Origin of the sequence: Pseudomonas sp. GM33 (assembly GCF_000282295.1) — a bacterium.
In the GTDB taxonomy this organism is placed as follows: Bacteria; Pseudomonadota; Gammaproteobacteria; order Pseudomonadales; family Pseudomonadaceae; genus Aquipseudomonas; species Aquipseudomonas laurylsulfatiphila.
Genome location: NZ_AKJO01000186.1, coordinates 1 through 26357, shown reverse-complemented (window position 1 = coordinate 26357; position 26357 = coordinate 1). Strand labels below are relative to the sequence as shown.

Below are 26357 nucleotides of genomic sequence, written 5' to 3'. Positions count from 1 at the left end.
GAAGATCATGACGAGATAACCGCGTTCTTTCGGGGGGAACGACTCCCGGGGCGCGTCCTTGCCGTTCCCGAATTTCAAAGGTGCAATTGCTTTCAACTTTGGCGCAAAACCTGTGGGAGCGAGCTTGCTCGCGATGGGGGCGTGACATGCAACATTGATGTTGGCTGACAGTCCGCTATCGCGAGCAAGCTCGCTCCCACAGGGATTGCATTGTTCCTTGTCTTAACTGATCAGCGTCAGCCTGGCAGCGTGATCCAGACTGCCTTGGTTTCGAGCAGGTAATCGAGCTGCTCGGCGCCCAGGTCCTTGCCGAACCCGGACTGCTTGTAGCCACCGAACGGCATCGACGGATCGAGGGTGCCGTGGGCGTTGACGTAGACCGAACCGGCCTTGAGGCGCGGGATCAGGCTGTGCACCTTGCCCAGGTCGTTGGAATACAGTGCCGCCGCCAAGCCGTAAGGCGAGTCGTTGGCCAGGGCCAGGGCCTCTTCTTCATCGTCGAAGGGTGCGGTGACCAGCACCGGCCCGAAGATCTCTTCCTGGACAATGCGCATGTCGTTGCGGCAATGGGCGAAGATGGTCGGCTCGACGAAGAAGCCAGGGCCATCGACCGCTTGTCCGCCGTAGACCAGTTTCGCGCCTTCGGCCTTGCCGGTCTCGATGTACTCTGTCACGCGCTGCTTTTGCAGGGCCGAAACCAGTGGGCCGATGAAGCAGTCCGGGTCCAGGCCCGGGGCCATTTTCAGGGTGCGTGTATAGGCGATCAGCTCACCCAGGAATTGGTCGTAGACGCTGCTATGAATATAGGCCCGTGTACCGGCGTCGCATACCTGCCCGGAGTTGAAAAACACGCCGTTGGCGACCGCTTGGGCGGCGGCCGGGATGTCGGCGTCGGCGCAGACGATGACCGGTGATTTGCCACCGAGTTCGAGGGTCAGGCGCTTCATGTCATCCAGCGCTGCACGGCCGACAGTCTGGCCGACCGGGGTCGAGCCGGTGAAGGTCAGTTTGTCGATGCCGGGGTGGGTGGCCATGGCCGCACCGACCACACTGCCGCGCCCGGTGACGATGTTGATCACGCCGTCGGGGATGCCCGCTTCCTGCACCAGTTCAGCGAAACGCAGGGCCGACAACGAAGTCAGTTCGGCGGGCTTGACCACCACTGTGCAACCGGTCGCCAGCGCCGCGCCGAGCTTCCAGGCCATGGTCTGCAACGGGAAGTTCCACGGCACGATGGCGCCGACCACGCCGACCGCCTCCTTGCGGGTGTAAGCCAGGTAATTGCCCGGCAACGAAGGTTCGACGGTACGGCCGTGCAGCTTGGTGGCCCAGCCGGCGAAGTAACGCAGGGTATCGACGGTGCCCTGGATGTCCACGTCCTTGGCGAAGGCCACGGATTTGCCCATGTCGATCGATTCGATTTCCGCCAGTTCGGCAGCGTTCTGTTCGATCAGGTCGGCCAGGCGCTGCATCATGCGCTCGCGCTCGGCCGGTTTGGCCTGACGCCAGGCGCCGCCGTCGAACTGGGCGCGGGCGGCTTGCACGGCGCGGTCCAGGTCATCGGTAGTGCCCATGGGAATGCGGGTGATCAAGCCTTCGGTCGAGGGTTCGATCACATCGGAGGTTTCGCCGTTGCCGGATTCAACCCAGGCGCCACCGATGAACATCTTCTGGACCTTGCTGAGGAAGGTCTGGGTGGCTTCGCTGACGCCGAATTTTTGCAGGTAACTCTTGACGATCGTGTCCATTTTTATTCTCTCTGCCCGGCAGTCAGGTCCTGCCGGGGCTCTGGTTTCTGAGCTTTTTGGTTTCGATATCAGGCTGGAGTGGTTTCGCTCTCGGCGGCTGCACGCACCTTGCCGCGCTCGTGGAAGATGAAACCGATGCTGTTGAGCAGCAGTTGCGCGGCGAGGATCGAGGTCATGCCGGTCGGGTCGTACACCGGCGCCACTTCCACCAGGTCCATGCCGACGATGTTGCCCTTGCTGCGCTTGGCCAGGGCCTGGATGATTTCCAGCACTTCGTAGTAGAGGAAGCCGCCGTGGCTCGGGGTGCCGGTGCCGGGGGCGATGGACGGGTCGAAACCGTCGATGTCGATGGTGATGTAGTAGTTGATGTTCTGCGGGATCAGCGCCAGCACACCCTCGACGCCGAGGTGGCGCACGTCACGTACCGAGAGGATTTTCGAGCCGGCTTCATGGGCCGCTTCGTAGTCGTCGCGGTTGGACGACGACACGTTGCGAATACCCATCTGGGTCATGCCGACGATGTGGTTCATTTCCGAAGCGCGGCGCAGCGGGTTGCCGTGGCCGTAGCGCACACCGTGGCGCTCGTCGACGAAATCCAGGTGCGCATCGAAGTGGATGATGTGGATCGGGCCGCGGCCTTCGAAGGCCTTGATCACCGGCGCGTGCACCGAGTGGTCGCCGCCGAGCACCACCGGCATCACGCCAGCGTCGAGGATCTTGCGCACGGCGTATTCGGTGTTCTTGTTGCTGGTGGCCATGTCGGTGTGGACGATGTCGGCATCACCGACGTCGACCATGCGCACATCCGATGCGGTGAGGTACATCACGTCATCTTCGTGATCGTAGGCACCGGCGTGGCCGAAGGAAAACAGCGTCGATGCTTCACGAATCCCGCGGGGTCCGAAGCGTGCGCCGGAACGCCACTGGGTGCCCATGTCGTTGGGCACGCCGAGCACCGCGACGTCGGCATCCAGCGCGTCCCAATCGGTGCACACCGGGGATTTGCCAAAGGTGCAATGACCTACGAATGGCAGGTTCAGGCGACCGGATTCATAACCGTTGTTCGACATTTCTAGCCTCTCCACTTCTTGTTATCGGCCTGGCGGACTGCAAGGCGACCGCCGTTGGAAAGACTATGGGCGCAGGTTTTCGTGGAAAAAATGCTAAACATCAGATACTCATATCGGCATTCCCGATGCGTCCACAGGCCGGAGGTCCAAGATGATCCAGCTGCACGATGTCGACCTGAAACTGCTCAGGGTGTTTGCCACGATTGTCCGTTGCGGCGGTTTCTCGGCCGCGCAGGCGGCGCTGAACGCCGGGCAGTCGACCATCAGCGAGCAGATGACCCACCTGGAAACCCGCCTGGGGGTCAAACTCTGCCAGCGCGGGCGCAGCGGCTTTCGCCTGACCGAACAGGGCGTGGCGATTCATGAAGCCACCCAGCGCCTGCTGTCGGCGGTGGAAAACTTCTGCATGGACGCCGACGTGCTCAAGCAGCACATCAGCGGCAAGCTCAACCTGGGGATCATCGACACCACGATCACCGACCCCGACTCGCCGATCCCGCGCACCACCCAGCGCTTCGTCTCACGGGGCCATGACGTGCACTTGAACGTGTATGTCGGCACCCCGGCGGAACTCGAAGAGCGGGTGCTCGACGGTCGACTTCATCTCGCCATCGGGCACTTCCCGATCCATGTGCCGGGGCTGCTGCAATCGCCGCTGTACCAGGAAGCCCTGGGCTTGTATTGCGGGCGGCGCCACCCGCTGTTTGGCAGCCTGGCAGAAGGTGAGGAACTGCTCGAAGAAGTCGCTGCCGGGCGCATCGTCGTGCGCGGCTACATGCAGCAATACGACCTCGAACACCTGGGCGTGAGCAAGGCGGCGGCCACCGTCGATAACATCGAGGCTTCGGCCATCCTGATCATCTCCGGCGCCTATGTCGGCTTCCTGCCCGAGCACTTCGCCAGCCAGTGGGTCAAGAGCGGCGAGATGCATCAACTGGCAGCCGCGAGCCTGCGCCTGAAGTCACCCTTCGATGTGATCACCCGGCGCGGTACGGCACCGCCACCCATCCTCCAGGCGTTCCTTGAGGACCTGGCCGCCAGCGCCCGTAAAACCGCCAAGCCGTGATATGCCACTCGCCAAATTGAAAATTTGCCGGGCATACTGATTTTAGTTCGACAACCTTGCAGGCCCGTCATGCGCATCCACGTCACCTTCATCGACCGCGTCGGCATCACCCAGGAAGTGCTGGCCTTGCTCGGTGGACGCAGTTTCAACCTGGACGCCGTGGAGATGGTCCCTCCGAACGTCTACATCGATGCGCCGACCCTCGGCACCGAGGTGCTCGAAGAGCTGCGCGAAGCCCTTTTCGATGTGCGCGGCGTGCAGGCCGTGACCCTGGTCGACATCCTTCCGGGGCAACGCCGGCGCCTGCAACTGGACGCCTTGCTAGCAGCCAGTTCCGACCCGGTGCTGGCGGTGGATGACCGTGGTCATGTGCTGCTGGCCAACCCGGCGCTGATCGCCCTGTGCGGCCGCGAACCGGCCGGTGAGTCGCTGACCGCCCTGTTCGACGATGCCGATTTGCAGCGCACCCTGATCGCCCATCATTTCCGCCTGCCGATGCACGAGGTCAGTCTCGGCGGGCAGACCTTGCTCCTCGACGCGATGCCGATCACCGACGCCGGCGCCCTGCTCACCCTGTATCAACCCAATCGCATCGGCGAACGCCTGTCGGCGTTGCACCACGACCATGCCGAAGGCTTCGATGCACTGCTCGGCGAATCGCCGCCGATCCGCGCGCTCAAGGCCCGTGCGCAACGGGTCGCAGCATTGGATGCGCCACTGTTGATCCAGGGTGAAACCGGCACCGGCAAGGAGCTGGTGGCCCGTGCTTGCCATGCCATCAGCCCACGGCACGACGCGCCATTCCTGGCCCTGAACTGCGCGGCACTGCCGGAGAGCCTCGCTGAAAGCGAGCTGTTCGGCTACGCCCCCGGGGCCTTCACCGGCGCGCAACGGGGTGGCAAGCTCGGCCTGCTGGAACTGGCCGACCAGGGCACGGTGTTTCTCGATGAAGTGGGGGAAATGTCGCCTTACCTGCAAGCCAAGTTGCTGCGTTTCTTGAGCGATGGCTGCTTCCGTCGGGTGGGGGGCGACAAGGAAGTACGGGTCAATGTGCGGGTGCTCAGCGCGACCCACCGCGACCTGGAAAAAATGGTCGCCGAAGGACGTTTCCGCGAAGACCTGTTCTACCGCCTCAACGTGCTCAACCTGCAAGTGCCGCCGCTGCGCGAGCGCGGTCACGACATCCTGCTGATGGCCAATCACTTCATGCAACAGGCCTGCGCGCAGATCCAGCGGCCGGCCTGTCGCCTGGCACCGAGCACCTTCAGCGCCCTGCTCGGCAACCGCTGGCCGGGCAACGTGCGGCAACTGCAAAACGTGATCTTTCGCGCGGCGGCGATTTGCGAAAATCCGCTGGTGGACATCGACGACCTCGACATCGCCCGCACCGCCGTAGAGCGGCAAAACGACGGTGAAGTGGGCAGCCTGGAAGAGGCCGTTGGTGACTTTGAAAAGAACCTGCTGGAACAGCTTTACCGCAGCTATCCGTCCAGTCGGTTGCTCGCTGCGCGGCTGCAGACGTCCCATAGCGCCATCGCGATTCGCCTGCGCAAATATGGGATTCCCGGCAAGCCCTGAGTTATCTGTCAGAACGCATTGTCACCGACAACACATTCCCCTGTGGGAGCGAGCTTGCTCGCGATGAGGGAGTGTCAGTCAATATCAATGTGACTGTCATGCCGCTATCGCGAGCAAGCTCGCTCCCACAGGGGACTAAGTCGTGCGCAAGATCGTCGTTCGCAAATCGATACAGCGTAGCGAAATCAAGACAAAACCTTTCCCACCCGCAATTACGGCGTCTGCGCCCACTGCCCTGTTTGCCTGTATTGATTTCAATACGGACGAAATCTCTCACGCTTAATAAAATCACCTCAAACCATTGATTTAAAACAACTAATAAACCTTGGCACCGCCCTTGCTATCACTCCTCCAACCCCGCTCGTCGCCCCGCCACGAGCCTTAAAACAATAAGGAGTTGATATGAGCCAATTGCGTTTTACCGTCGATCACGAATGGTTGCGCCTTGAGAGCAATGGCCTGGTCACCGTCGGCATCACGGCGTTTGCCCAGCAGGCGCTGGGGGATGTGGTGTTCGTTCAGGTGCCTGAACTGGGCGCCTTCGGTGCCGGCGCTGAAGTGTCGGTGCTGGAGTCGGTGAAAGCCGCCAGCAGTATCGGCATGCCGCTGGACGGTGAGGTGGTCGAGGTCAACGACACGCTGGAGAGCAGCCCGGAACGGGTCAACGAAGACCCGTTGGGCGAAGGCTGGTTCTTTCGCTTCAAACCGGTCGATGTCGAGGCGTTGAGCGACTTGCTGGATCAAGACGCCTATGCACGCCTGACCGCCGAACACGCCGACGCTTGAAGCCCCCACGAATCCGGAAAAAGGACCACACCATGTTCAGCAAACACGACCAGATCAAAGGCTACGACGACGAACTGCTGGCGGCGATGAATGCCGAGGATGCGCGGCAGGAACACCATATCGAACTGATCGCCTCGGAGAACTACACCAGCCAGCGGGTCATGCAGGCCCAGGGCAGCGGCCTGACCAACAAGTACGCCGAAGGGTATCCGGGCAAGCGTTACTACGGTGGCTGTGAGCACGTCGATGTGGTCGAACAACTGGCCATCGATCGCGCCAGACAACTGTTCGGCGCCGACTACGCCAACGTCCAGCCGCACTCCGGCAGCCAGGCCAACGCCGCAGTTTATCTGGCGTTACTGCAAGCGGGCGACACCGTGCTCGGCATGAGCCTGGCCCACGGCGGCCACCTGACCCACGGCGCCAAGGTGAGTTTTTCCGGCAAGCTGTACAACGCCGTGCAGTACGGCATCGACACCACCAGCGGCCTGATCGATTACGACGAAGTCGAGCGTCTGGCGATCGAGCACCAGCCGAAGATGATCATCGCCGGCTTCTCGGCCTATTCGAAGACCCTGGATTTCCCGCGCTTTCGTCAGATTGCGGACAAGGTCGGCGCCTACTTCTTCGTCGACATGGCCCACGTCGCCGGGCTGGTGGCGACCGGTCTGTACCCGAACCCGCTGCCCTACGCCGACGTGGTCACCACCACCACGCACAAGACCCTGCGCGGCCCCCGTGGCGGTCTGATTCTGGCCAAGGCCAACCCGGAACTGGAGAAGAAGCTCAATGCCGCGGTGTTCCCCGGTGGCCAGGGTGGCCCGCTGATGCACGTGATCGCCGCCAAGGCCGTGTGCTTCAAGGAAGCGCTGGAGCCGGCATTCAAGACTTATCAGGCGCAGGTGATCCGCAATGCCCAGGCCATGGCACAGGTGTTTATCGAGCGCGGTTATGACGTGGTCTCCGGCGGTACCGACAACCACCTGTTCCTGGTCAGCCTGATCCGCCAGGGCCTGACCGGCAAGGACGCCGACGCCGCCCTCGGGCGTGCCGGCATCACCGTGAACAAGAACGCCGTGCCCAACGATCCGCAATCGCCCTTCGTGACCTCCGGCCTGCGCATCGGTACGCCGGCGATCACCAGCCGTGGCTTCAAGGAAGCGCAAAGCATCGCCCTGGCCGGGTGGATCTGCGACATCCTCGATCACCTGGGCGATGCCGACATCGAAGCCAATGTCGCCCGCCAGGCGGCCGCCCTGTGCGCGGACTTCCCGGTTTACCGCGACTAAGCACACAACACAAAACCCTGTGGGAAAAAACCTGTGGGAGCGAGCTTGCTCGCGATGGCGGACATTCATTCAACATCAATGCTGAATGTAATGGCCTCATCGCGAGCAAGCTCGCTCCCACAGGGTCTCCCTCAGGTTCTGTACGCTGATGTACAAGGAAATAACCATGAACGCCATTGTCGAATCGACCGGCAACCACCCGGCCAAAGTGGAAGTCGGCACCAAACTGCGCGGCGCGGACAAGGTTGCGCGGATTCCGGTGAAGATCATTCCCACGGATGAATTCCCGCGCAAACCCGACTGGATTCGCGTGCGCATGCCGATCTCTCCCGAGGTCGAGCGGATCAAGCAGCTGCTACGCAAGCACAAGCTGCACAGCGTTTGCGAAGAAGCCTCGTGCCCGAACCTCGGCGAGTGTTTTTCAGGTGGCACCGCGACCTTCATGATCATGGGCGACATCTGCACCCGGCGTTGCCCGTTCTGTGATGTCGGCCATGGCCGGCCCAGGCCGCTGGACGTCAACGAGCCGATGAACCTGGCCGTGGCCATCGCCGAACTGCGCCTGAAGTACGTGGTGATCACCTCGGTGGATCGCGACGATTTGCGCGATGGCGGCGCCCAACACTTTGTCGATTGCCTGCACGAGATCCGCAAGCTGTCCCCCGGCGTGCAACTGGAGACCCTGGTGCCGGATTATCGCGGACGCATGGACGTGGCCCTGGCGATCACCGCCACTGAGCCGCCGGATGTGTTCAACCACAACCTGGAAACCGTACCGCGCCTGTACAAGGCCGCGCGCCCTGGTTCGGACTTCGAGTGGTCGCTGGACCTGCTGCAGAAGTTCAAGCTCGCCGTGCCCCACGTACCGACCAAATCCGGCCTGATGCTGGGCCTGGGCGAAACCGACGAGGAAGTGATCGAAGTCATGCAGCGCATGCGCGAGCACGACATCGACATGCTGACCCTTGGTCAGTATCTGCAGCCCTCGCGCAGTCACCTGCCGGTGCAGCGCTTCGTGCACCCGGACACCTTTGCCTGGTTCGCCGAAGAAGGTGCGCGCATGGGTTTCAAGAACGTCGCGTCCGGGCCGCTGGTGCGTTCGTCCTATCACGCCGATCAACAACTTCATGGAGGTGCCGGCGGTTTCCAGCCATGATGGAGTGACTGGTCATGCATGGAGCCGTCCCGATGTCGCGTTCACCCTGTCTGTTGTTGCTGTGCCTGAGCCTTGCCCTGCCGTGCATGGCCGACGACTCGAAACCCGGGCACATGCTGTATGTGCGCAGCGTCGACCCGGGCATCGTGCAGGACATCCGCTACGCCAGCGCACACAATTTCACCGGGCACCCGCTCGACGGCTACCAGGCGGCGGAATGCCTGCTATCGCAGGACGCGGCGAAGGCGTTGGCCCGAGTGCAAAGCGCACTGAAAGCCGAAGGCTACGGCTTGAAGGTATTCGACTGCTATCGCCCGACCCGCGCGGTGGCGGACATGGGCCGTTTCGCCAGCGAACCCGGCGACCCGCTCAAGACCGAGTTCTATCCACGGGTCGACAAGCAGGACTTCTGGCGCTTGGGGTATGTGGCCCGGGTGTCCAATCACTCCCGGGGCAACACCGTCGACCTGACGATGACCGGCCCCGACGCCCTGCCCGCCGACACCTGGACGCCTTCGGTGAAACCGGTGGATTGCACCGCCCCTTACGGCGAGCGCTGGCACGACGGCGCGCTCGACATGGGCACCGGTTTCGATTGCTTCGATGAGCGCGCGCACACCGACTCGGCGCTGATCAACGCCACGGCCAGGGCCAATCGCCAGCGACTGACCGATGCCATGGCCAAGGAAGGCTTTGTGGGTTATTCGGCCGAATGGTGGCACTTCACGTACAGCGGCAATCCGCCGAAGCCGGACGTCATGGACTTCCCGATCACGCCGTTGACGCCATGAACATTCTGCTCAAGGCCCTGTTGATGGCGTTTTTTCCGCTGGCCGTCATGGCCCAGGGACTCGACGGCAGCGACCAACTGATCGTGGTCACCAGTAAAGGCTGGAATGACATCCAGGGCACTGCCCAGCGCTATGAACGGCACGGGCAGACCTTGCAGAAATTCGAAGCGCCCTTTGCCGTCGTTCTCGGCAAGAACGGCATGGGCTGGGGCAAGGGGCTGCTCGACAGCGGCCCACCTGAAGGACCGGTCAAACAGGAAGGCGATGGAAAGGCGCCAGCTGGCATGTTCAAGCTGGGCACGGCGTTTGGCTACGCGCCTTCGGCCGATACCCGCCTGCCCTATCTGTCGCTGACACCGAGCATCGAATGCGTGGATGACAGCCAATCGACTCGCTACAACGAACTGGTCGACGGCGCGGTCGTCGAAAAGGACTGGAGCAGCTCCGAACGGATGCGCCGCCCGGATGAGTTGTACCGCCAGGGCATTGTCATCCAGCACAACACCCCGGCCTCTCCCGCTGCCGGCTCGTGCATTTTCTTCCACATCTGGCGCGGCCCCACGGCGCCGACACGTGGCTGTACGGCCATGGACCCGGCAGATATTGCGCGGCTGTTGGATTGGCTGGACCCTGGCAAATCCCCGGTGCTGGTGCAATTGCCGCAAGCGCAGTACGAGCAGTTGCGTGAGCGCTGGAAACTCCCCGAACGCCAGTAAACACCGGACCCTGTGGCGAGGGGGTTTGTCGGATCGCCGCACCGCCCCGTTGGACTGCGCAGCAGGCCCATCTTTTAGGGCCGCTTCGCGCCCCAACGGGGGCAAGCCCCCTCGCCACAAAAGCCCCCTCGCCACAAATGCGGGTGTTAACCCCGGTCAGCCACCACAGCCCCCATCGACGGCTTGGCCAGCGCGTAATAGATCCCCCCCGGCACCAACAACCCGACAATCCACGAAATGTCCACGCCGCCCAGTTGCGCAACCATCGACCCGGAGTAGAAATGGGTGTCGACAAAGGGCAACTGAATCAACACGCCGATCACATAGACGCTGATCCCCAGCACGTTCCAGCGACCGTAGCGGCCTGTCGGGTCGGACAGCGCCGGGATGTCGTAGCGTTCCTTGTTGATGAAGTAGTAGTCCACCAGGTTGATCGCGCTCCACGGGGTGAAGAACGTCAGCAGGAACAGGATGAAGTACTTGAACGAGTTAAGGAACGAGTACTGCCCGGCCAATGCCAGCGCGGTGGACGCCGCGACGATCAGCAGCACAAACAGCATGCGCTGGCGGGCGCTGATTTCCAGGCGGCGGCGAAAGCCACTGATGATGGTGGCGATGCACATGAAGCTGCCGTAGGCATTGAGGGTGGACACCGTGACCTTGCCGAAGACAATGCTCAGGTACAGCAAGGAGGCGATCACCCCGCTACTGCCCAGGCCGACAATGGTCGCCACTTCGTGCCCACGGAAATTCGCCCCGGCCAGTGCAGCGGCGAACACCCCGAGCACCATCGAAGCCTGGGCCCCCAGCACCGTGCCGAGACCGACAGCGGCGAAGGTTTTCCACGACGACGTCTTGCTCGGCAGGTAGCGCGAGTAGTCTGCCACATAAGGGCCGAAAGCGATCTGCCAGGACGCCGAGAGCGACACCGCCAGCAGGAACGTGCTCCAGCTGAAATGACGGTTGTCGAGCAGCAGGCCGATGTCGTTGAGGGTCATCAACCGGGTGAACAGGTAGGCGAAGGCGATGATGCCCAGCACGCTAGCCACCCGCCCGACCAGGTGAATCACCCGATAGCCGAAGATCGTCAGGAACGCGATGCACGCCGCGAAAATCAGGATGCCGGCGCTGTCGCTGACACTGATCAACTGCGCGATCGCCTGCCCCGACAGCACCGCGCCGGTGGCGCTGAAACCGAGGTACATCAGGCACACCAGGACAATCGGGATCGCCGCGCCATACACCCCGAACTGCACGCGGCTGGAGATCATCTGCGGCAGCCCGAGCTTCGGCCCTTGCGCCGCGTGCAGCGCCACCACGGCGCCGCCGAGCACCTGTCCGATCAGCAAACCGATCAGCGACCAGAACACATCGCCACCCAGTACCACGGCAAGCGCACCGGTGACGATGGCGGTGATTTGCAGGTTGGCGCCAAGCCACAGGGTGAACTGGCTGTAGAGGCTGCCGTGACGCTCGGCCTCGGGGATGAAATCGATCGAGCGGGTCTCGATCAGGGGACTGCGTTGCGCACTCATGACGGTGTTTCCTTTGAGGAACTGTTTTTGTTGTCGGGGGGTGTATTTAAAAGGTCTTGGTGGCGCTGGCAACGACCGTGGCCGAGCACAGGTCATCATAGCCATACCAACTGCTGCACTCGCTTTTCGACAAGTCCGTGTCGACGTAGCTCAGGCCCCAGGTCACGCCGACGAAGTCGCGTGTCAGCTTGGCCTCCCACTCGTAGTAAGACTCGCGGTTATCGCCACTGGCGGACCAGAACGCGGGGTCTTTCACATCGTTGCGTCCAAAGCGCAGGTCCAGGCCGACTTCAGCCGGCAGATCGATTTTGTAGCCCAGGTAGGTGTAAAGGGTGTCCTGGTCCTCGCCGAAGAAGTTCGGCGTGTCCTTTGAGTAATAGGCACCGAGCTTGACGCCATACACATCGACAATGGCGTACACCTCACTGAGGTTGAATTCGGAGTTTTTCGGGTAGTCGTACTTGATGTAGCCCAGGTCCAGGCTGATGGCCTCGGTCGCCTGCCAGAAGTAACCCGCGTAGTACTCAAGCTCCTGCCGGGTATCGAAGCCGCCACCGAAATCCACGTTGGAGGTCCAGGCGCCGATGTACAGGCCACTGCTGTGCAGCAGCGTTGCCCCGCCCTGCACGGCCGGATCACCCAGGGTTTGCGAGATGCCACGGGAACGGTAGTCGCTGACGACGCCCAGGGTCATGTCAAGGCTGAAGTCATCGTTGAGGGCCAGGGCGTGGCTGCTCAGGGGGGCCAATGCCAGGGCGGCGAGGGTCAATGCTGAAAGTGCGTTCATACAGTTCTCTTGTTGTTATGGCGTACGGGGAATTTCAGGCATGGCGATGCCAGGCCCCTCGCGCTGCGAGGGGCTGGCGGTTTTTGCGTGTGTCGGGTGTTCGCAGGTCAGGACGCGGGGGCGTAGACCTGCTTGCCGGCGAAGAAGGTGTTCAGGACTTTGGTGTCGAACAGGTCGTCATCGCTGACCTTGAACACGTCGCGGTCGAGGATGATCAGGTCAGCCTGCTTGCCCGGTGCCAGCGAACCGATCTGCTTGTCCAGGCGCAGGGTTTTCGCCGCGTTGAGGGTGTAGGCATAGAACATGCTCTGGCGGTCGATGCTTTCCTTGGCATTGAGTACGCCCAACGGCCCCTTGCGCGTGCTGGCCTGGGCAATGGCGTTGAATGGATTGGCGCTCGACACCGGCCAGTCGCTGCCACCGGCAATCGTTGCACCGGCGTCATGCAGGGACCGCGCGGGATACTGGTAACCGTAGGCAAAGGCACTGATGTAGGGCTTGACCAGTTCGACGGTGTAGGACTCACCGGTGGCCCATAGCAGTTGCATCGAGGCGATCACGCCCAGTTGCTTGAAGCGTGGGAACTCCTTGGGATTGACCAGTTGCAGGTGCGCGATGCTGTGCGGCACCGGGGTCGGGCTGAGCTTGCGCGCATAGGCCACGCCATTGAGCGCTTCACGCACCGCGCGGTCACCGACGGCGTGCATGTGCACGATCCAGCCGCGTTTTTCCGCCGCCACCACCAGTTCACCGAAGTGCGCCGGGTCGGTCAGCAGTTGTCCGTCCTTGTGGCTGTTCTTGTACGGCACGATGACCGCAGCGGTTTGCCCCGGGAACTCGAGGATGCCGTCGACAAAGACCTTGATGCCGGGGAACGTCAGGTTAGGCACGCCCTCGAACTGCTTCATCACCGTGGCGATCACTTCCAGGTCGGCCGGTTTGCTCTTCGGGTTGGTGACCATCAACGCGGCGACATGGGCGCTGAGTTCGCCGTTCTGCGCCAGCGCCTTGTACAACGGCAGGACGCCGACGCTTTCGGCGGTGGCATGGAAATCGAACAGTGAGTCTTCACTGCCGCCGTTCGCCGCGGCGTCCATCCACGCAGTGATGCCGAACTGGTTGTTGACCCGCACCGCCTCTTTCGCGGCCTTGAGCATGGTCTCCTGGCTGGGCGCGGGAATTGCGCTGCGCACCACGTCCCAGCGTGATTCGGCAAAGTAGCCATTCGGCGTGAAGTCCGCTTCATGGCCGACGTAACCGCGCTCTTTCTCCGGCAGGCTCTTGACCAGTGCCGCGTCGATGTTCAGACGCTTGAGCATCGCGTTGTTGGCCCAACCGGTGTGGCCGTCGATGCCGCTGAATACGACAGGCTGATCGGCCCAGCGCCCCTGATTGAACACCTTGCCCAGTTCACGGCTTTTTTCCCAATAGGCCGAACTGACCCCGGCGACGCTGATCACATCGCCAGCCCGGGCGCGCCCGGCCTTGTCCTCTTCAATCAACCACTGCTCAAGTTCGGGCAGCGGTTTGACTTCGTCCAGCAGGTTGGCCTTCATGCTGTCGAACGCCCCCACCACCGGGTGGCTGTGGGTGTCGATCATGCCTGGCATCAACACCTTGCCCGCCAGGTCGATGCGCTGGGTCCCGGCATCGGCCAGGGCGTTGATTTCGGCATTACTGCCGACTTTCAGAATCTTGCCGTCTTGCACCGCAACAGCCTGCACCAGCGCCTGGCCGGGTTCGGCGGTAAAGACCTTGCCGTTGAACAACACCAGGTCAGCGGCGGCCATGGCCTGCACCGACGACAAGGCCAGCGCGGCGGCCAACAGGTTTGGAATCAATCGCATCGGAACGCTCTCTAGTTTTTATTGGGCGGATCGGGAAGTAACAGCCTGGGAAACCACGTGCGGCGCAAGCCCCAGGAACGGCGCCTTGGCCCACACGACCTTGCCGCCGACCAGCGTCAGCAGCACGTCATTGCGACCCAGTTCCTCCTCGGGCACCTGCATGAAGTTCTTGTCGAGCACGATCAGGTCAGCGAACTTGCCGACTTCGACCGAGCCCAGCACCGCCTCCAGCTTCAGCTGTTGGGCGGCATTGAGGGTGATGCTGCGCAGCACCTCGGCTCGCGACATGGCCGGATCGCTGTTGAGTCGCCCGGCATATTTAGGTCCATAGCTGTGCGGATTGGTGGGGTCGCCGGAGCGGGTGACACCGACTTTCAGCGCCAGGAACTCATCGAGGGGATCGACCGGCCAGTCGCTGCCAAACGCCACACGGCCGCCGGCATGGGCGATGCTGCCCGAGGGCTCCATGCGCTCGAAACGCTCGGCGCCGAGGTGATCGCTGGTGCCGTCGACCGTGGACGGCGCCTGCTGCGCCCACTGGAACGACATGGTGGCCGTGACGTCCAGTGCCTTGAAGCGTGGATAGTCGGCAGAATCGACCGACTCGGCGTGCGCAATGGCCGGACGGAAGTCCTGACCGGGCAGTTCCTTGCGCACATAGGCGACGCTGTCCAGTGCATCGCGCACCGCGCGCTCGCCGGTGGCGTGCAGGTGCGGATCGAGACCGGCCTTGACCGCTTGCAGCACCAACGGATTGAGCACCTGCGGCGGGAAGTACAGCTCGCCCAGGTTCTTGCCCGGCGTCCACTTCGGCGCCTTGTCGGTGCCGCTGTTGTGCAGGTACGGGGTCAACATGGCGCCGGTGTCCGCCGGGGCATTGATGATGCCGTCCATGAACAGTTTGACGTGGCGCATGCTCACGCCCGGCGCGACACGCACTTCGCCCTGGTCGTAGGTGCTGGCCAGGGCCTTGGCCTCGGCGATGGTTTTCACCGGGTCGGCGGCCGCGGCGGCCGGGTCCAGCTTGATCGCCAGCAAGGCCCGGGCGGTCAGTTCGCCGGACTTTTGCAGAGTGGTGAAGGCCTTGCCGCTTTCCGGCCCCGACAGGGCATCGAAGAAGCTGGTGATGCCCTGCTGGCGCATGGCGTCGAGGGCCGCACGGGTCTGGTTGAGTTTTTCCGCGTCGGTGGCGGGCGGCACCACGGCGGCCAGAGACTCGGCGGCGCCGTCCTCGCAGATGCCGTTCGGGTTGCCGGCGCTGTCACGTCGGTACTTGCCGTCTTCGGGGTCGGCGGTGTTCTTGTTGATCCCGGCCAGTTCCAGGCCGCGAGAGTTGGTCAGCACGGTGTGAAAATCGGTGGAGCGCACCTGGATCGGACGCTGGGTCTTGAGCGCGTCCAGGGTCGATTTGTCGGCGTCGCCGTCAAGCCCGGTCATACCCATCCGGTCCCAGCTGCCGACTTCGAGCCAGACATCCGGGCCCTTGTCCTTCTCGGCATCGAGGCAGGCCTGGATGCTCGCCTGAAACTGCGCGCGGGTCATGGTCTGGTATTTCAGGTCGCACAGCGTCATGGCGCGACCGCCATCCCCCGGGTGCATGTGCGCATCGACGAAGCCCGGCATCAGCATGCGCCCGGCCAGGTCGATCAGTTGTGTCTGCTTGCCGATGTAGCCGTCGACCCCGGCATCGCTGCCGACGTAGACGATCTTGCCGCCCGAAATGGCGATGGCCTGCTGCACGGAATTCTGGCCATCGACCGTGTAGACGTAACCATTGCGCATGACCGTGTCGGCGGGTGTCGCCGCCAACGCCATGCCGGAAAATGTCGTGGTCGCCGCAATGGCGACAAAAAGCCTGGAAAGTCTCAAATGCCTCACCCCTGTTCTTATTGTTTTGAAGCGGCCCGAACGGCTGCACAAGCCCTTGCATAGACAGGGCCTACCCTATAGGGCGCAGCGTTCGAATGGACCTCTGCAAATGAGGAGGGGTCAGGCAAATAATTGAAACGGCAGGGATTAATCCCGGCGCACGGACTCCGTCAGCGCACCCGGCGAACGCAGGACAGAGCCCAGCTCCACCTTGCTTTTCACACCGAGCTGCAAGTAGCAATTGCGCAGGTAGGTCCGCACGGTAGACGGGCTCAAGGCGAGCATTCTGGCGATTTCCTTGTAGGAGTGGCCAGCGGCGAACAGCATCGCCGCCGTGCGCTCCCGAGGTGCCAGGCCGTCCCCGCCCGAGGGGGCTTCGAGGGACAGGATGACGTGTTCGGCGTTGGGGCTCAGGGTCAGGGCGCAGCGGCCCAGACGGATCACGCAGGGGGCTCTGGACAGTTGCGCGATCACCTCGGGTGGCAGCGTGGAACCGCTCCAGCCGGGCAGTTCGCGCTGGATGGCAACGCACAACCTGGCCCCCACATAGAGCAGACTGCCGTCCATGCGCGCGATGCCAAAATCACTCGCGCCGTTTTCGCTGTCGAAGCGAATCATGTCCTGCACTTGAAACCGCCACAGCTGGAACAGGTGATCGCAGAACGCCAAAAACAGCTCGGCTTCGTTCTCCTCGAACGCCTGTTCATCCTCACCCCGGTAGAGGCAGACGAAAAACATCAGGCCGCTTTCGGGCAATTCGTAGGTGATGCTCATCAAGTGATAGAGATCGAAGCGCCGGGCGAAATCATTGACTGCCTCGCAAGGGTCGGTGAAACCCTTGTCGCGCACCACTTCACCGGGACGATTGAGCGTGGCGTAGGAGAACTGATCGTTGGCCGCCACCGGATGCCATTCGGCGGCAAAGGATTCAGGAAGATTGATGCTGCCATGCATCCAGCTTTGCATGGGCACCTCAGGACCTGGCGCAGACATTTCGCCCCACCAGGCAGAGGCGAAGGGCACCAGTTGACCGAATGCCTGCAGGCCATCGGCGATGAATCGCGACGCCCCGCTCTCCCGCGCCAGCCGGCCAAGGTGCAGTACGCAATGATTGAACGCCTTGAGCGTGACCATCGTTGCGTCACCGTCGACTTTATTTCCCGCCCCCATCATTGAGATCCCGTTCACTGCATGGCCTTTCGTTTCGACGATGCCATAGGCCCCTGACGGGCGTCCAGCACGCAATGACATCATCGGTTACAAAGTGCTGTGCAGCCCGTACAGCTGTGGCCGGCGGTCCTGATGCAGGTCGTTGCGGGCGCTGATGCGCTTGTTGCGCGCTTCGGCGAGGTTCAGCGTCGCCAGCAGGATCTGCTCGCCGCCCTGCTCCGCCGGACCGGCCAAGGGGTAACCGTCGGCATCGACGATGACCGATCCTTGCACCCAGCCGACCCCGCGCTCATGGCCATAGCGATCGCACGCGGCAATGAACAGGCGGTTCACCGAGGCATTGGCCTGCACCCGCAGGACTTCCGCCGGGCGCTCGGTTTGCGGCCGCGGACCGTCGGGCCAGTTGACCGGCGCGCACAACAGATCGGCGCCGGCCAGCGCCGGAAGGCGCACCCACTCAGGGAATTCCAGGTCGTAGCAAATCAGCATGCCGAGCCGTCCATGCAGCGTTTCGACCACCGGCGGCGGCGCATCGCCGGCGGTGAAGATGTCCTTTTCGGCATCCCACAGATGCGCCTTGCGGTACACCGCGCGCAGGCCCTGGGCGTCGATCATCGCCGCGCTGTTGGCCAGCTCATCGCCGGGCAGGCGTTCGCAGAAGCCGCCGACGATCACCAGATTCAGCTCACGGGCCAGGGCCTGCCACAACTGCAAGGTCGGACCGTCAACGGTTTCCGCCAGGCTCAGCGCTTCGTCGCGGTCGGCAAACACATAGCCGCTCTGCACCAGTTCGGGCAACACCACGACCTGCGCCCCCTGAAAGGCCGCTTGGCGAATCGCGCGCTCGGTGAGTGTGCGGTTATAGGTCAGGTCACCTATTTTCGGTGCCAGTTGGCAACAAGCGACCACGGTATTTTTTGCGTTGTTCAACGCCCTGCCTCCGCAGATGAATGGGTCATGGCGACGATGTCGCTCTCGCTCAGGGCGTCGATCACCCGGCGTTCGGCGGCCAGATCAATCGAACGGCTGAGCAGGTAATAGGTCAGCCCCGACACCACCAGGCCCACCAGCCAGGCGATGTCCACGCCTTCCAGTACCCGCGCCAGCGGGCCGACAAACACCTCTTTGCCGGCGGCGGCATCGAAGATGTAGAAGAACGGCACCATCGCGGCGAAGCCGATCAGGTACGAAACGATGCCGCGAAATTGCCAGGCGCCGTAGATGCCCTTCGGTGTGAAGAAATGCGGGATCGCATAGCGGCCCTTGCGCACGAAGAAGTAGTCCACCAGGTTGACGGCGGTCCACGGCACGAGGAAGTACAGCAACAGCACCAGGAAGGTGTTCAGCAGCGCGATGCCGTCCCCTTTGATCGACAGCACGCAGGTCAACAGAATCACGCTGATCACACTGATCGACAGCACGCGGGCGCGGGGTGTCGGGGAGATTTTTTTGATCGAGTCGACACCGGTCAGCAGCGTCAGCATGGCGCTGTAGGTGTTGAGCGCGATGATCGGCAAGAAGCCCGCCACCGAGACGATCACCAGCAGATTACCCAACCCCGGCACCATGGATGAACCGACCTGGTTCAACGCCACCAGTGCATCCGCTGCTTTCAACTGCTGCGCCAGCCAGGCGCCGAGGCCGATCATCCAGCTGCCGGACAACGAGGCACCGATGAACACCGCCGCGATCAATTTCACCCGGCTGGTGTTTTTCGGCAGGTAACGGGAATAGTCGGACACGTAGGGCGCATAGGAAATGTTGTAGCTGGCACCGATGGCGAACAGCGTGGCGAAGGCCACCCAGTTGAAGCCCAGATCGGTCGCCGGCGTGACACCTTCCTGACCCGCACCGAACATCAGGGCGATGGTCACCAGGGCGTACAGCGGCAAGGTCGCCAGCAAGGCCCACTTGAACGCCTTGTGCATCAGGTCGTGGCCGTAGATCGACAACAGCGCACCGATCAGCACCACGGTGACGGCGACGATGGTCGGGTCGATGCCGAACACATGTTCCAGGCCGTTCATGATCAGCGAGATATTCACCACGTTGAATCCGACGAACACGAACATGGTCGCCATCAACGCCAGGATCACCCCGCGATAGCCGAACTGGGCGCGGGACTGGATCATTTGCGGCAGGCCCATTTCCGGGCCCTGGGAGCCGTGGAACGCCATGAAAATGGTGCCGAACATGATGCCCAGGGCACCGGCGAGCATGGTCCACAGCGCGGACAAGCCGAGGCTCGGGCCGACAAAACCGATGGAGATGGTGAAGAAGTGGAAGTTGCCCAGGAACCAGAACGGCCCCTGGCTGCTGAGTTTGGCGTGACGTTCGTTTTCCGGAATGTAATCGATGGAGTGGCCTTCGATGGCCAATCCGCCACTCGCCTCGGCGGCGCGCGCAGACACTGGGGAACCTGACATACGATTGTTCCTATGCTGGTGTTTGTTGTTTTTGTGGTTACAGCGCTCGCTACGACGTCCAGATCGGGTGAAACTCCATAAAAATCTGACGATGACGCTGGTTTCACGGCAATGTAGGGCGTGAGTCCGGGCAATAAAATATCGCAGGCACACTGTTCACATAGATCAGCACCTATGTAATCGACAATCGGGAGCCCTCATGCTGGGAACTGTAACGGAGCTGGATCTGCGCCTGATCCGGGTATTTCTGACCGTCGTCGAGGCGGGCGGCATCTCGGCGGCGCAAACCGCCCTCAACACCACGCAACCGACGATCAGCGCGCAATTGGCGACGCTGGAAGCGCGGGTCGGTTTCCGTCTGTGCGAGCGCGGGCGTGGCGGGTTTTCCGTCACGCCCAAAGGCACGCAGTTCATCGAGGCGGCCCGACGCTTGCTGGCGGCGGCCGAAGGTTTCCGGGTCGAGGTGCAGCACATCAACCGCAAAGTCTCGGGCAGCATCAACATCGGCCTGCTGGGGCAAATCGATCCGGTGGCGAACAAGAAAATCGGCCTGGCCATTGCCCGTTTGCGGGCTCGGCACGAAGGGCTGTACTTCCATTTCACCGAGCTGTCGTCGTCCCTGCTGGAAGAGAAAATCATCAACGGCCATATCGACCTGGCCATTGGTTACTTCTGGCACCGCTTGCCCAGCATCGATTACTTCCCGCTGTTCCCGGAAACCCAGATTGCCTACTGCGCACCCTCGCATCCGCTGTTCGGCCAGGTCGGCGCACTGACCCGTGAAGACGTCAGCGGCTTTGACTGGGTCTGGCCGAGCCATCCGTTGCCGGAGATGCCGGCCCCCACCTCCATCGAACGCCTGACCGTGCTCACCGACAGCATGGACGGCGCGGCCCTGCTGATCCTGTCCGGCCAGCACCTGGGGTTTCTGCCGCAGCACTACGCGACCCGGCATGAACAGCTGGGGCAATTGCACCCGCTGAACCCGGAGCTGCTGCGTTATGAGGTGAGCTTTCATGCGGCGGTGCGGCATTCGTCTCGTCAGAAGGACCTGGTGAGTGCGTTCCTCAACGAGCTGATCGAGATTTTCGGAGCGGTGTAGGGCCCTGTGGGAACGGGCTTGCTCGCGAAAGCGGTGTATCAGCCAACATCAATGCTGGCTGTAATGACGCCATCGCGAGCAAGCTCGCTCCCACAGGGGGGGTGGGTGTACGCAACATCTGCCAGCAACCGAAATCACTGTGGGAGCTTGCTCGCGATAGCGGTGGGTCAGCCAACACCGATGCTGGCTGTAATGACGCCATCGCGAGCAAGCTCGCTCCCACAGGGGTTGGTGGGTGTACGCAACATCTGCCAGCAACCGGGATTACTGTGGGAGATTGCTCGCGATAGCGGTGGGTCAGCCAACATCAATGCTGGCTGTAATGACGCCATCGCGAGCAAGCTCGCTCCCACAGGGGTTGGTGGGTGTACGCAAAATCTGCCAGCAACCGGGATTACTGTGGGAGCGAGCTTGCTCGCGATAGCGGTGGGTCAGCCAACACAGATTCTGGCTGTAATGACGCCATCGCGAGCAAGCTCGCTCCCACAGGGGGTGGTGGGTGTACGCAACATCTGCGGGCAACCGGGATTACTGTGGGAGCGAGCCTGCTCGCGAAGGCGGTGGGTCAGCCAGCATCAATGTTGAATGTGCTGGCCTCATCGCGGGCAAGCTCGCTTCCACAGGGGAAATGTGGTGGTTTCAGAAATGGATGTCCTTGGCCGGGATCACATCAATCCGCGCCACGGAGCCGGTCAGGCGCTTCAGGTCCTTGTTGTGTTCGGCGATGATGTCTTCGGCGGTCTGGTTGCCGTTGTCGACGGTGGAGTGTGCGTCGCTCGCCAGCACCACGTCGTAGCCCAGTGTCAGGGCCTGGCGCACGGTGGCATTGATGCAGTAATCGGTTTGCAAGCCGCAGATGACCAGGCGCTCGAATTCTTGCACCGGCAACAGTTTTTGCAGGTGGGTCTTGTAGAACGAATCCGGGGTGGTCTTGCGCACGCGATGATCCTTCGGCGAGGTTTGCAGCCCTGCGGCCAGTTGCCAGCCGGGAACATCATGCGCCAGCGGGCTGCCCACTTCTTCGTGCTGGATCAGCACCACGGGCACGGCGGCCTTGCGCGCCCGCGCAGACAAGTCATTGATGGTGTCGATGACCCGGCCGATCTCGAAGCACTCGTACTCACCGGAACACAAAGCCTGCTGGACGTCGATGATTAACAACGCAGTGGTCATGATTTCCTTCCTTGAACGGTCGATGGTTCAGGGGACGAACATAAGCCCGTCCCCCTCCGGACACAACCCTCAGTAACCCAGCGACAACCCGGTGTTACGCCGTGGGTCGTTCGCCCCGTAGAAACGGTTCTTGCCCACCGGCTTACCACCCAGGGACGGTGCACCGACCAGGATCGCCGCCAGGTGGTTGGCGTCCTGCGGACCGGCAAACTTGTGCCCCCAGCTTTCGAGGATCTTCACTGTGTCCGGGCTGGTGGTGAAGGCTTCCAGGTTGGTTTCCTCCGGCAGCCACTGCTGGTGGAAACGCGGTGCATCCACCGCTTCTTGGATGTTCATGCCGTAGTCGATCACGTTGAGCATGGTCAGCAAGGTCGCGGTGATGATGCGGCTGCCACCCGGAGTGCCGACCACCATCACCACCTTGCCGTCCTTGGTGACGATGGTCGGGCTCATGGACGACAGCGGCGCCTTGCCGGGTGCGATGGCGTTGGCCTCGCCCTGCACCAGGCCGTACATGTTCGGCACGCCGATTTTCGAGGTGAAGTCGTCCATTTCATCGTTGAGGATGACCCCGGTCTTGCTCGCCATCACGCCCGCGCCGAACCAGTCGTTGAGGGTGTAGGTCACCGACACCGCGTTGCCCCACTTGTCGACGATGGAGTAATGCGTGGTGTTGTTGCCTTCATGGGGCGCTACGCCGGGCTTGAGTTCACTCGATACCGCGGCTTTTTGTGGGTTGATCGCTTCGCGCAGCTTGGTCGCGTAGTTTTTATCCAGCAGGTGGGCAATCGGGTTCTTCACGAAATCCGGGTCGCCCAGGTAGCTGTTGCGGTCCACATAGGCGTGGCGCATCGCTTCGATCTGATAGTGCATGCCCTGGGCCGAGTGATAGCCCAGATCCTTCATCGGATAGCCTTCGAGGATGTTCATGATCTCGCAGATCACCACGCCGCCGGAGCTCGGTGGCGGTGCCGAGACCACGTGGTAGCCACGGTAGTCGCACTCGATGGGCGCCAGTTCGCGGGTCTTGTATTTGTCGAGATCGGCCTGGGTGATGATGCCCTTGTTGGCCTGGCTGGAAGTGACGATGGCGTCGGCCACCCAGCCCTTATAGAACCCGTCGGCGCCTTTCTCGGAGATTTCCCGCAGGGTCTTGCTCAGGTCCTTTTGCACCAGCTTCTGGCCAACCTGCATCGGCTCGCCGTTGCTGAGGAAGATCGAGCCGGAATCCTTGATGTCCTTCTTGAACATGTCGGTGGCGTAGTCCAGCAGATCGACGTCGCCCTGCTCCAGCACGAAACCGTCTTCGGCCAGCTTGATGGCCGGGGCGATGATTTCCTTGCGCGGCTTGGTGCCGTACTTGGACAGCGCCAGTTCCATGCCCGAAACGGTGCCCGGCACACCCACGGCCAGGTGGCCACGGGTACTCAGGTCGGGAACGACGTTGCCGTCCTTGTCCAGGTACATGTTGGCGGTGGCGGCCAGCGGCGCTTTTTCACGGAAGTCGAGGAAGGTCTTGCGCCCGTCCGCCAACTGAATGGTCATGAAACCGCCGCCACCGAGGTTGCCTGCCGCGGGGTACACCACCGCCAGCGCATAGCCGACCGCGACCGCTGCGTCGACAGCGTTGCCGCCGCTCTTGAGCACATCCACGCCCACATGGCTGGCCAGGTGCTGGGCGGTGACCACCATGCCGTTTTCCCCCGTCGCCGGGGCTACGGAGGCAGCGTGAGCAGTCAGGCAGCTGAGAGCCAATGAGGTCGCAATCAGCGATTTGGCAAAAGGTTCGTACTTCATGAGTCGGTCTCTTCTTTTTATTAACCAGGGGGAACGCTTCAAAAGCAGTGAGCAAGTATGGTCGGGATTACGTATTGCGCCTCCTCGTCGAGGCAGTATCCTTAACGCTTGTTCAGCAATTTCCTGCGAGCCCTGGCATGACCTATACCTGCATCACCGTGGCTTCCCCGGTCGGCCAGTTGAAGCTGGTGGCGAACGGTTCGCGACTGGCAGCCATCCTCTGGGAAAACGACAAACCCGGGCGGGTGCGCCTCGGCCCGATGAGCGAGGCGCCGGACAACCCGATCCTGGTGCGTACCGCCGCGCAGCTGCGCGAATATTTTTCCGGCACCCGCGATCGCTTCGAACTGGAACTGGACTTTGCCGGCACGCAATTTCAGAAAAAGGTCTGGGCGGCGCTGCTGACCATCCCGTTCGGCGAGACCCGCAGCTACAGCCAGATCGCCGAACAGATCGGCAACCCGGCGGCGGTCAGGGCGGTGGGTGCGGCGAATGGCAAGAACCCGATTTCGATCGTGGCGCCGTGTCACCGGGTGATTGGTGCGTCGGGCAAGCTCACCGGGTTTGCCGGTGGGCTGGAGGCGAAGGCGTTGTTGCTCACCCTTGAAGGCGGGCAAACGCCCGGCACCGCACGCCTGCCCGGCTTTTGACCTTGTAGGAGCTGCCGCAGGCTGCGATCTGTTGATCTTGCATTGAAAAGATCAAAAGATCGCAGCCTGCGGCAGCTCCTACGGGGGAGATCAGGGTTGATTGAAGAGGTTTTTCATCGCCGCATACTGCAACAGCATGATGGTCTTGGCGTCGCAGATCTCGCCACGGTAGAACGCTTCGAGGGCGTCGTCGAACGCCCACTCCAGCACTTCCAGCTCTTCGGTTTCCGCCTCTAGCCCGCCACCGTCGCTGACTTTCGACCTGGCGTCGTACTCGGCAATGAAGAAGTGCAGTTTTTCCGTCACCGAACCGGGGCTCATGTACGCCTCGAACACCTTCTGCACATGGTGCACGCGGTAACCCGTTTCCTCCTCCGCTTCATCACGGATGCGGTCTTCAGGCGCCGCGCCTTCCAGCAACCCCGCCGCCACTTCGATCAACAGCCCGTCGTGACCGTTGACGAATACCGGCAGGCGAAATTGCCGGGTCAGTACCACGGTTTTCTTTTCGCGGTTGTACAAGAGAATCGCCGCGCCGTTGCCACGGTCGTAGACCTCCCGCACCTGGCGTTGCCACTCGCCGTTGTTGCGTTGGTAATCGAAGGTGATTTTCTTCAGCAGGTACCAGTCGTGGGACAACACCTGGGACTCGAGGATGTTGACCCGCTCGGCTGTGTTCGACATGACAACGCGTCCTGTTATTTGTCAGAGAGTGCACATGTTAGGTGAAAACCCGCCTCTTCAAGCAAGCTGCGCCTTGTACTCCTTCTCGTATTGCCCGGCCAACGACTCTTTCTGTTTGTCGTCGAGCAACTTGCCGGCCATCTGGAAGAACTTCTGCTCTTCTTCCTCGAGGTGGTGATGCACCGTCTCCGAGAGCTTCTTCGCGGTCACCAGCCAGGCCGGGCTGGACATTTCGGTGTCATCGAGCGCCTCCATCATTTCGTCCATTTCGTGATGTTCGGCGATGCCATGACGGCTGAGGTCGACGCCGTTGTCGAACTTCATCAGCGGAATGTAGAAATGCCGCTCTTCGGCCGTGGCGTGAGCCTGCAATTCTGACTTGAGTTGCTTGTACGCCTCGACCCGCTCAGGCGTATCGCCGCTGGTATGGATCAGCGCCTTGGCATAGGTCCGTTGGCGTTCGTGGCTTTCGCGCAAGGCTTCAAAAATGTTCACGGGGCGTTGTCCTCATCAGCGGCGTCTGGAGTGACGCGTCTTAAGGAATGACAGCTGGGCGCTGGCGACGGTTCAACTTTCCCGGGGATGGAACAATCACGGCAACCGGGATAGGCTGCGGCTTCACTGCCATAAGGATATAGCCATGAACCTGCGTATCGAACGCAAGCACAACCCCAGCGCCGAAGAACGCGAGGCGATCCTCGTGCCGTTGCGCGCCTACAACGCCTCGAAGTCTGCAAGCCCGCCACCGGAACATATCGCTTTGCTGATACGCGACGACAACGACGAAATCGTCGGCGGCGTTTACGCCCGGTTGTTTTATCAGTGGTTGTTCATAGACTTGCTGGCGGTGCCGGAACAGGCCCGGGGACAAGGCATGGGCACCAGGTTGATGCAGATGGCCGAAGACCTTGCGCGCGAAAAGGAATGCGTCGGTCTGTGGCTGGAAACCTTCGAATTCCAGGCGCCGGAGTTCTACAAGAAGTGCGGCTACAGCGAGATCGGGCACATTGCCGATTACCCGCCGGGGCACAAGCACTTCTTCTTCCAGAAGCGCCTGAGCTAAAAGATCGCAGCAGCTCCTACAGAGGACGCGAAACCTGTAGATACCGTCTTGAAC

Annotated in this window: 23 protein-coding genes; 10 read left to right on the top strand and 13 right to left on the bottom strand. The window is 62.0% G+C overall.

Annotated elements, in window-relative coordinates; translation table 11 throughout:
• Positions 1 to 236: 236 nt before the first annotated feature.
• Positions 237 to 1748, bottom strand: a complete 1512-nt coding sequence (locus PMI26_RS00845; RefSeq protein WP_007980663.1) for an aldehyde dehydrogenase family protein — start codon at positions 1746 to 1748, stop codon at positions 237 to 239.
• Between the two features lie 68 nt (positions 1749 to 1816).
• Positions 1817 to 2818, bottom strand: coding sequence for an agmatinase (gene speB, locus PMI26_RS00850; protein WP_007980660.1), 1002 nt, complete (start codon positions 2816 to 2818; stop codon positions 1817 to 1819).
• A 151-nt stretch (positions 2819 to 2969) separates the two neighbouring features.
• Between speB and PMI26_RS00855 the strand changes: the two genes are divergently transcribed.
• The 7 genes from PMI26_RS00855 (at position 2970) to PMI26_RS00885 (ending at position 10200) form a co-directional block, all read left to right on the top strand.
• A complete protein-coding gene (locus PMI26_RS00855; protein ID WP_007980658.1) occupies positions 2970 to 3884 on the top strand; it encodes a LysR family transcriptional regulator in 915 nt (304 codons plus the stop codon).
• A gap of 69 nt (positions 3885 to 3953) precedes the next feature.
• Complete coding sequence (locus PMI26_RS00860) at positions 3954 to 5462, top strand: sigma-54-dependent transcriptional regulator (protein WP_007980657.1); 1509 nt, start codon at positions 3954 to 3956, stop codon at positions 5460 to 5462.
• Positions 5463 to 5864: 402 nt separating this feature from the next.
• Positions 5865 to 6248: a glycine cleavage system protein GcvH gene (gene gcvH / locus PMI26_RS00865; RefSeq protein ID WP_007980655.1), complete on the top strand. Its 384-nt coding sequence runs from the start codon at positions 5865 to 5867 to the stop codon at positions 6246 to 6248.
• A 32-nt stretch (positions 6249 to 6280) separates the two neighbouring features.
• Positions 6281 to 7537: a serine hydroxymethyltransferase gene (glyA, locus tag PMI26_RS00870; RefSeq protein ID WP_007980653.1), complete on the top strand. Its 1257-nt coding sequence runs from the start codon at positions 6281 to 6283 to the stop codon at positions 7535 to 7537.
• Between the two features lie 166 nt (positions 7538 to 7703).
• Positions 7704 to 8693 carry a lipoyl synthase gene (gene lipA, locus PMI26_RS00875; RefSeq protein WP_007980651.1) on the top strand — a complete coding sequence of 330 codons (990 nt, stop codon included), beginning with the start codon at positions 7704 to 7706 and terminating at the stop codon, positions 8691 to 8693.
• A 32-nt stretch (positions 8694 to 8725) separates the two neighbouring features.
• Positions 8726 to 9484, top strand: a complete 759-nt coding sequence (locus PMI26_RS00880) for a M15 family metallopeptidase (RefSeq protein ID WP_033048502.1) — start codon at positions 8726 to 8728, stop codon at positions 9482 to 9484.
• Positions 9481 to 10200: a L,D-transpeptidase family protein gene (locus PMI26_RS00885; RefSeq protein ID WP_007980637.1), complete on the top strand. Its 720-nt coding sequence runs from the start codon at positions 9481 to 9483 to the stop codon at positions 10198 to 10200. Before PMI26_RS00880 ends, PMI26_RS00885 begins: the two co-directional genes overlap by 4 nt.
• A gap of 146 nt (positions 10201 to 10346) precedes the next feature.
• On the opposite strand, the gene PMI26_RS00890 is transcribed toward PMI26_RS00885, so the two are convergent.
• The 7 genes from PMI26_RS00890 to PMI26_RS00920 all read right to left on the bottom strand — a co-directional run bounded on the left by PMI26_RS00890 (position 10347) and on the right by PMI26_RS00920 (position 19834).
• Positions 10347 to 11735 carry a purine-cytosine permease family protein gene (locus PMI26_RS00890; protein ID WP_007980636.1) on the bottom strand — a complete coding sequence of 463 codons (1389 nt, stop codon included), beginning with the start codon at positions 11733 to 11735 and terminating at the stop codon, positions 10347 to 10349.
• A gap of 46 nt (positions 11736 to 11781) precedes the next feature.
• Complete coding sequence (locus PMI26_RS00895; RefSeq protein ID WP_007980633.1) at positions 11782 to 12522, bottom strand: TorF family putative porin; 741 nt, start codon at positions 12520 to 12522, stop codon at positions 11782 to 11784.
• Positions 12523 to 12629: 107 nt separating this feature from the next.
• Positions 12630 to 14369, bottom strand: a complete 1740-nt coding sequence (locus PMI26_RS00900) for an amidohydrolase (protein WP_007980631.1) — start codon at positions 14367 to 14369, stop codon at positions 12630 to 12632.
• Positions 14370 to 14387: 18 nt separating this feature from the next.
• Entirely contained in the window at positions 14388 to 16184 is a 1797-nt protein-coding gene (locus PMI26_RS00905) for an amidohydrolase (RefSeq protein ID WP_007980628.1), read from the bottom strand.
• A 201-nt stretch (positions 16185 to 16385) separates the two neighbouring features.
• Entirely contained in the window at positions 16386 to 17408 is a 1023-nt protein-coding gene (locus PMI26_RS00910) for a helix-turn-helix transcriptional regulator (RefSeq protein WP_033048500.1), read from the bottom strand.
• 87 nt (positions 17409 to 17495) lie between these two features.
• Positions 17496 to 18338 (bottom strand): nitrilase family protein, encoded by an 843-nt coding sequence (locus PMI26_RS00915; RefSeq protein ID WP_007980624.1) that lies wholly within the window; start codon positions 18336 to 18338, stop codon positions 17496 to 17498.
• Positions 18335 to 19834 (bottom strand): purine-cytosine permease family protein, encoded by a 1500-nt coding sequence (locus PMI26_RS00920; protein WP_007980622.1) that lies wholly within the window; start codon positions 19832 to 19834, stop codon positions 18335 to 18337. The genes PMI26_RS00915 and PMI26_RS00920 overlap by 4 nt, the downstream gene beginning before the upstream one ends.
• Before the next feature lie 199 nt (positions 19835 to 20033).
• Here PMI26_RS00920 and PMI26_RS00925 point away from each other — a divergent pair, with 199 nt between their 5' ends.
• A complete protein-coding gene (locus tag PMI26_RS00925) occupies positions 20034 to 20936 on the top strand; it encodes a LysR family transcriptional regulator (protein WP_007980619.1) in 903 nt (300 codons plus the stop codon).
• A gap of 639 nt (positions 20937 to 21575) precedes the next feature.
• On the opposite strand, the gene PMI26_RS00930 is transcribed toward PMI26_RS00925, so the two are convergent.
• Both PMI26_RS00930 and ggt read right to left on the bottom strand, forming a co-directional pair.
• Entirely contained in the window at positions 21576 to 22109 is a 534-nt protein-coding gene (locus PMI26_RS00930) for a cysteine hydrolase family protein (RefSeq protein WP_007980615.1), read from the bottom strand.
• A 69-nt stretch (positions 22110 to 22178) separates the two neighbouring features.
• On the bottom strand, positions 22179 to 23906 hold the full coding sequence (ggt, locus tag PMI26_RS00935; protein WP_007980614.1) for a gamma-glutamyltransferase: 1728 nt from the start codon (positions 23904 to 23906) through the stop codon (positions 22179 to 22181).
• A gap of 137 nt (positions 23907 to 24043) precedes the next feature.
• On the opposite strand from ggt, the gene PMI26_RS00940 reads away from it, so the two are divergent.
• Positions 24044 to 24556 (top strand): methylated-DNA--[protein]-cysteine S-methyltransferase, encoded by a 513-nt coding sequence (locus tag PMI26_RS00940; RefSeq protein ID WP_007980613.1) that lies wholly within the window; start codon positions 24044 to 24046, stop codon positions 24554 to 24556.
• Between the two features lie 90 nt (positions 24557 to 24646).
• Here the strand turns inward: PMI26_RS00940 and PMI26_RS00945 are convergent, their stop codons facing one another.
• Both PMI26_RS00945 and PMI26_RS00950 read right to left on the bottom strand, forming a co-directional pair.
• On the bottom strand, positions 24647 to 25240 hold the full coding sequence (locus PMI26_RS00945) for an NUDIX domain-containing protein (protein ID WP_007980612.1): 594 nt from the start codon (positions 25238 to 25240) through the stop codon (positions 24647 to 24649).
• Positions 25241 to 25297: 57 nt separating this feature from the next.
• Positions 25298 to 25735, bottom strand: coding sequence for a hemerythrin domain-containing protein (locus PMI26_RS00950; RefSeq protein WP_007980611.1), 438 nt, complete (start codon positions 25733 to 25735; stop codon positions 25298 to 25300).
• A gap of 145 nt (positions 25736 to 25880) precedes the next feature.
• Between PMI26_RS00950 and PMI26_RS00955 the strand changes: the two genes are divergently transcribed.
• The gene (locus PMI26_RS00955; RefSeq protein ID WP_007980610.1) at positions 25881 to 26303 is read left to right on the top strand and encodes a GNAT family N-acetyltransferase; all 423 of its coding nucleotides are present in this window, start codon (positions 25881 to 25883) and stop codon (positions 26301 to 26303) included.
• Positions 26304 to 26357: the final 54 nt, after the last annotated feature.

Excerpts from the sequence above, each read along its gene's own strand:
- PMI26_RS00930 (WP_007980615.1), bottom strand. The coding sequence starts at position 22,109 with ATGACCACTGCGTTGTTAATCATCGACGTCCAGCAGGCTTTGTGTTCC.
- lipA (WP_007980651.1), top strand. The coding sequence starts at position 7,704 with ATGAACGCCATTGTCGAATCGACCGGCAACCACCCGGCCAAAGTGGAA.
- gcvH (WP_007980655.1), top strand. The coding sequence starts at position 5,865 with ATGAGCCAATTGCGTTTTACCGTCGATCACGAATGGTTGCGCCTTGAG.
- PMI26_RS00940 (WP_007980613.1), top strand. The coding sequence starts at position 24,044 with ATGACCTATACCTGCATCACCGTGGCTTCCCCGGTCGGCCAGTTGAAG.
- ggt (WP_007980614.1), bottom strand. The coding sequence starts at position 23,906 with ATGAAGTACGAACCTTTTGCCAAATCGCTGATTGCGACCTCATTGGCT.
- PMI26_RS00920 (WP_007980622.1), bottom strand. The coding sequence starts at position 19,834 with ATGTCAGGTTCCCCAGTGTCTGCGCGCGCCGCCGAGGCGAGTGGCGGA.
- speB (WP_007980660.1), bottom strand. The coding sequence starts at position 2,818 with ATGTCGAACAACGGTTATGAATCCGGTCGCCTGAACCTGCCATTCGTA.
- PMI26_RS00910 (WP_033048500.1), bottom strand. The coding sequence starts at position 17,408 with ATGGGGGCGGGAAATAAAGTCGACGGTGACGCAACGATGGTCACGCTC.
- PMI26_RS00945 (WP_007980612.1), bottom strand. The coding sequence starts at position 25,240 with ATGTCGAACACAGCCGAGCGGGTCAACATCCTCGAGTCCCAGGTGTTG.
- PMI26_RS00860 (WP_007980657.1), top strand. The coding sequence starts at position 3,954 with ATGCGCATCCACGTCACCTTCATCGACCGCGTCGGCATCACCCAGGAA.
- PMI26_RS00955 (WP_007980610.1), top strand. The coding sequence starts at position 25,881 with ATGAACCTGCGTATCGAACGCAAGCACAACCCCAGCGCCGAAGAACGC.
- PMI26_RS00895 (WP_007980633.1), bottom strand. The coding sequence starts at position 12,522 with ATGAACGCACTTTCAGCATTGACCCTCGCCGCCCTGGCATTGGCCCCC.
- PMI26_RS00905 (WP_007980628.1), bottom strand. The coding sequence starts at position 16,184 with ATGGCGTTGGCGGCGACACCCGCCGACACGGTCATGCGCAATGGTTAC.
- glyA (WP_007980653.1), top strand. The coding sequence starts at position 6,281 with ATGTTCAGCAAACACGACCAGATCAAAGGCTACGACGACGAACTGCTG.
- PMI26_RS00925 (WP_007980619.1), top strand. The coding sequence starts at position 20,034 with ATGCTGGGAACTGTAACGGAGCTGGATCTGCGCCTGATCCGGGTATTT.
- PMI26_RS00880 (WP_033048502.1), top strand. The coding sequence starts at position 8,726 with ATGTCGCGTTCACCCTGTCTGTTGTTGCTGTGCCTGAGCCTTGCCCTG.
- PMI26_RS00900 (WP_007980631.1), bottom strand. The coding sequence starts at position 14,369 with ATGCGATTGATTCCAAACCTGTTGGCCGCCGCGCTGGCCTTGTCGTCG.
- PMI26_RS00890 (WP_007980636.1), bottom strand. The coding sequence starts at position 11,735 with ATGAGTGCGCAACGCAGTCCCCTGATCGAGACCCGCTCGATCGATTTC.
- PMI26_RS00855 (WP_007980658.1), top strand. The coding sequence starts at position 2,970 with ATGATCCAGCTGCACGATGTCGACCTGAAACTGCTCAGGGTGTTTGCC.
- PMI26_RS00885 (WP_007980637.1), top strand. The coding sequence starts at position 9,481 with ATGAACATTCTGCTCAAGGCCCTGTTGATGGCGTTTTTTCCGCTGGCC.
- PMI26_RS00845 (WP_007980663.1), bottom strand. The coding sequence starts at position 1,748 with ATGGACACGATCGTCAAGAGTTACCTGCAAAAATTCGGCGTCAGCGAA.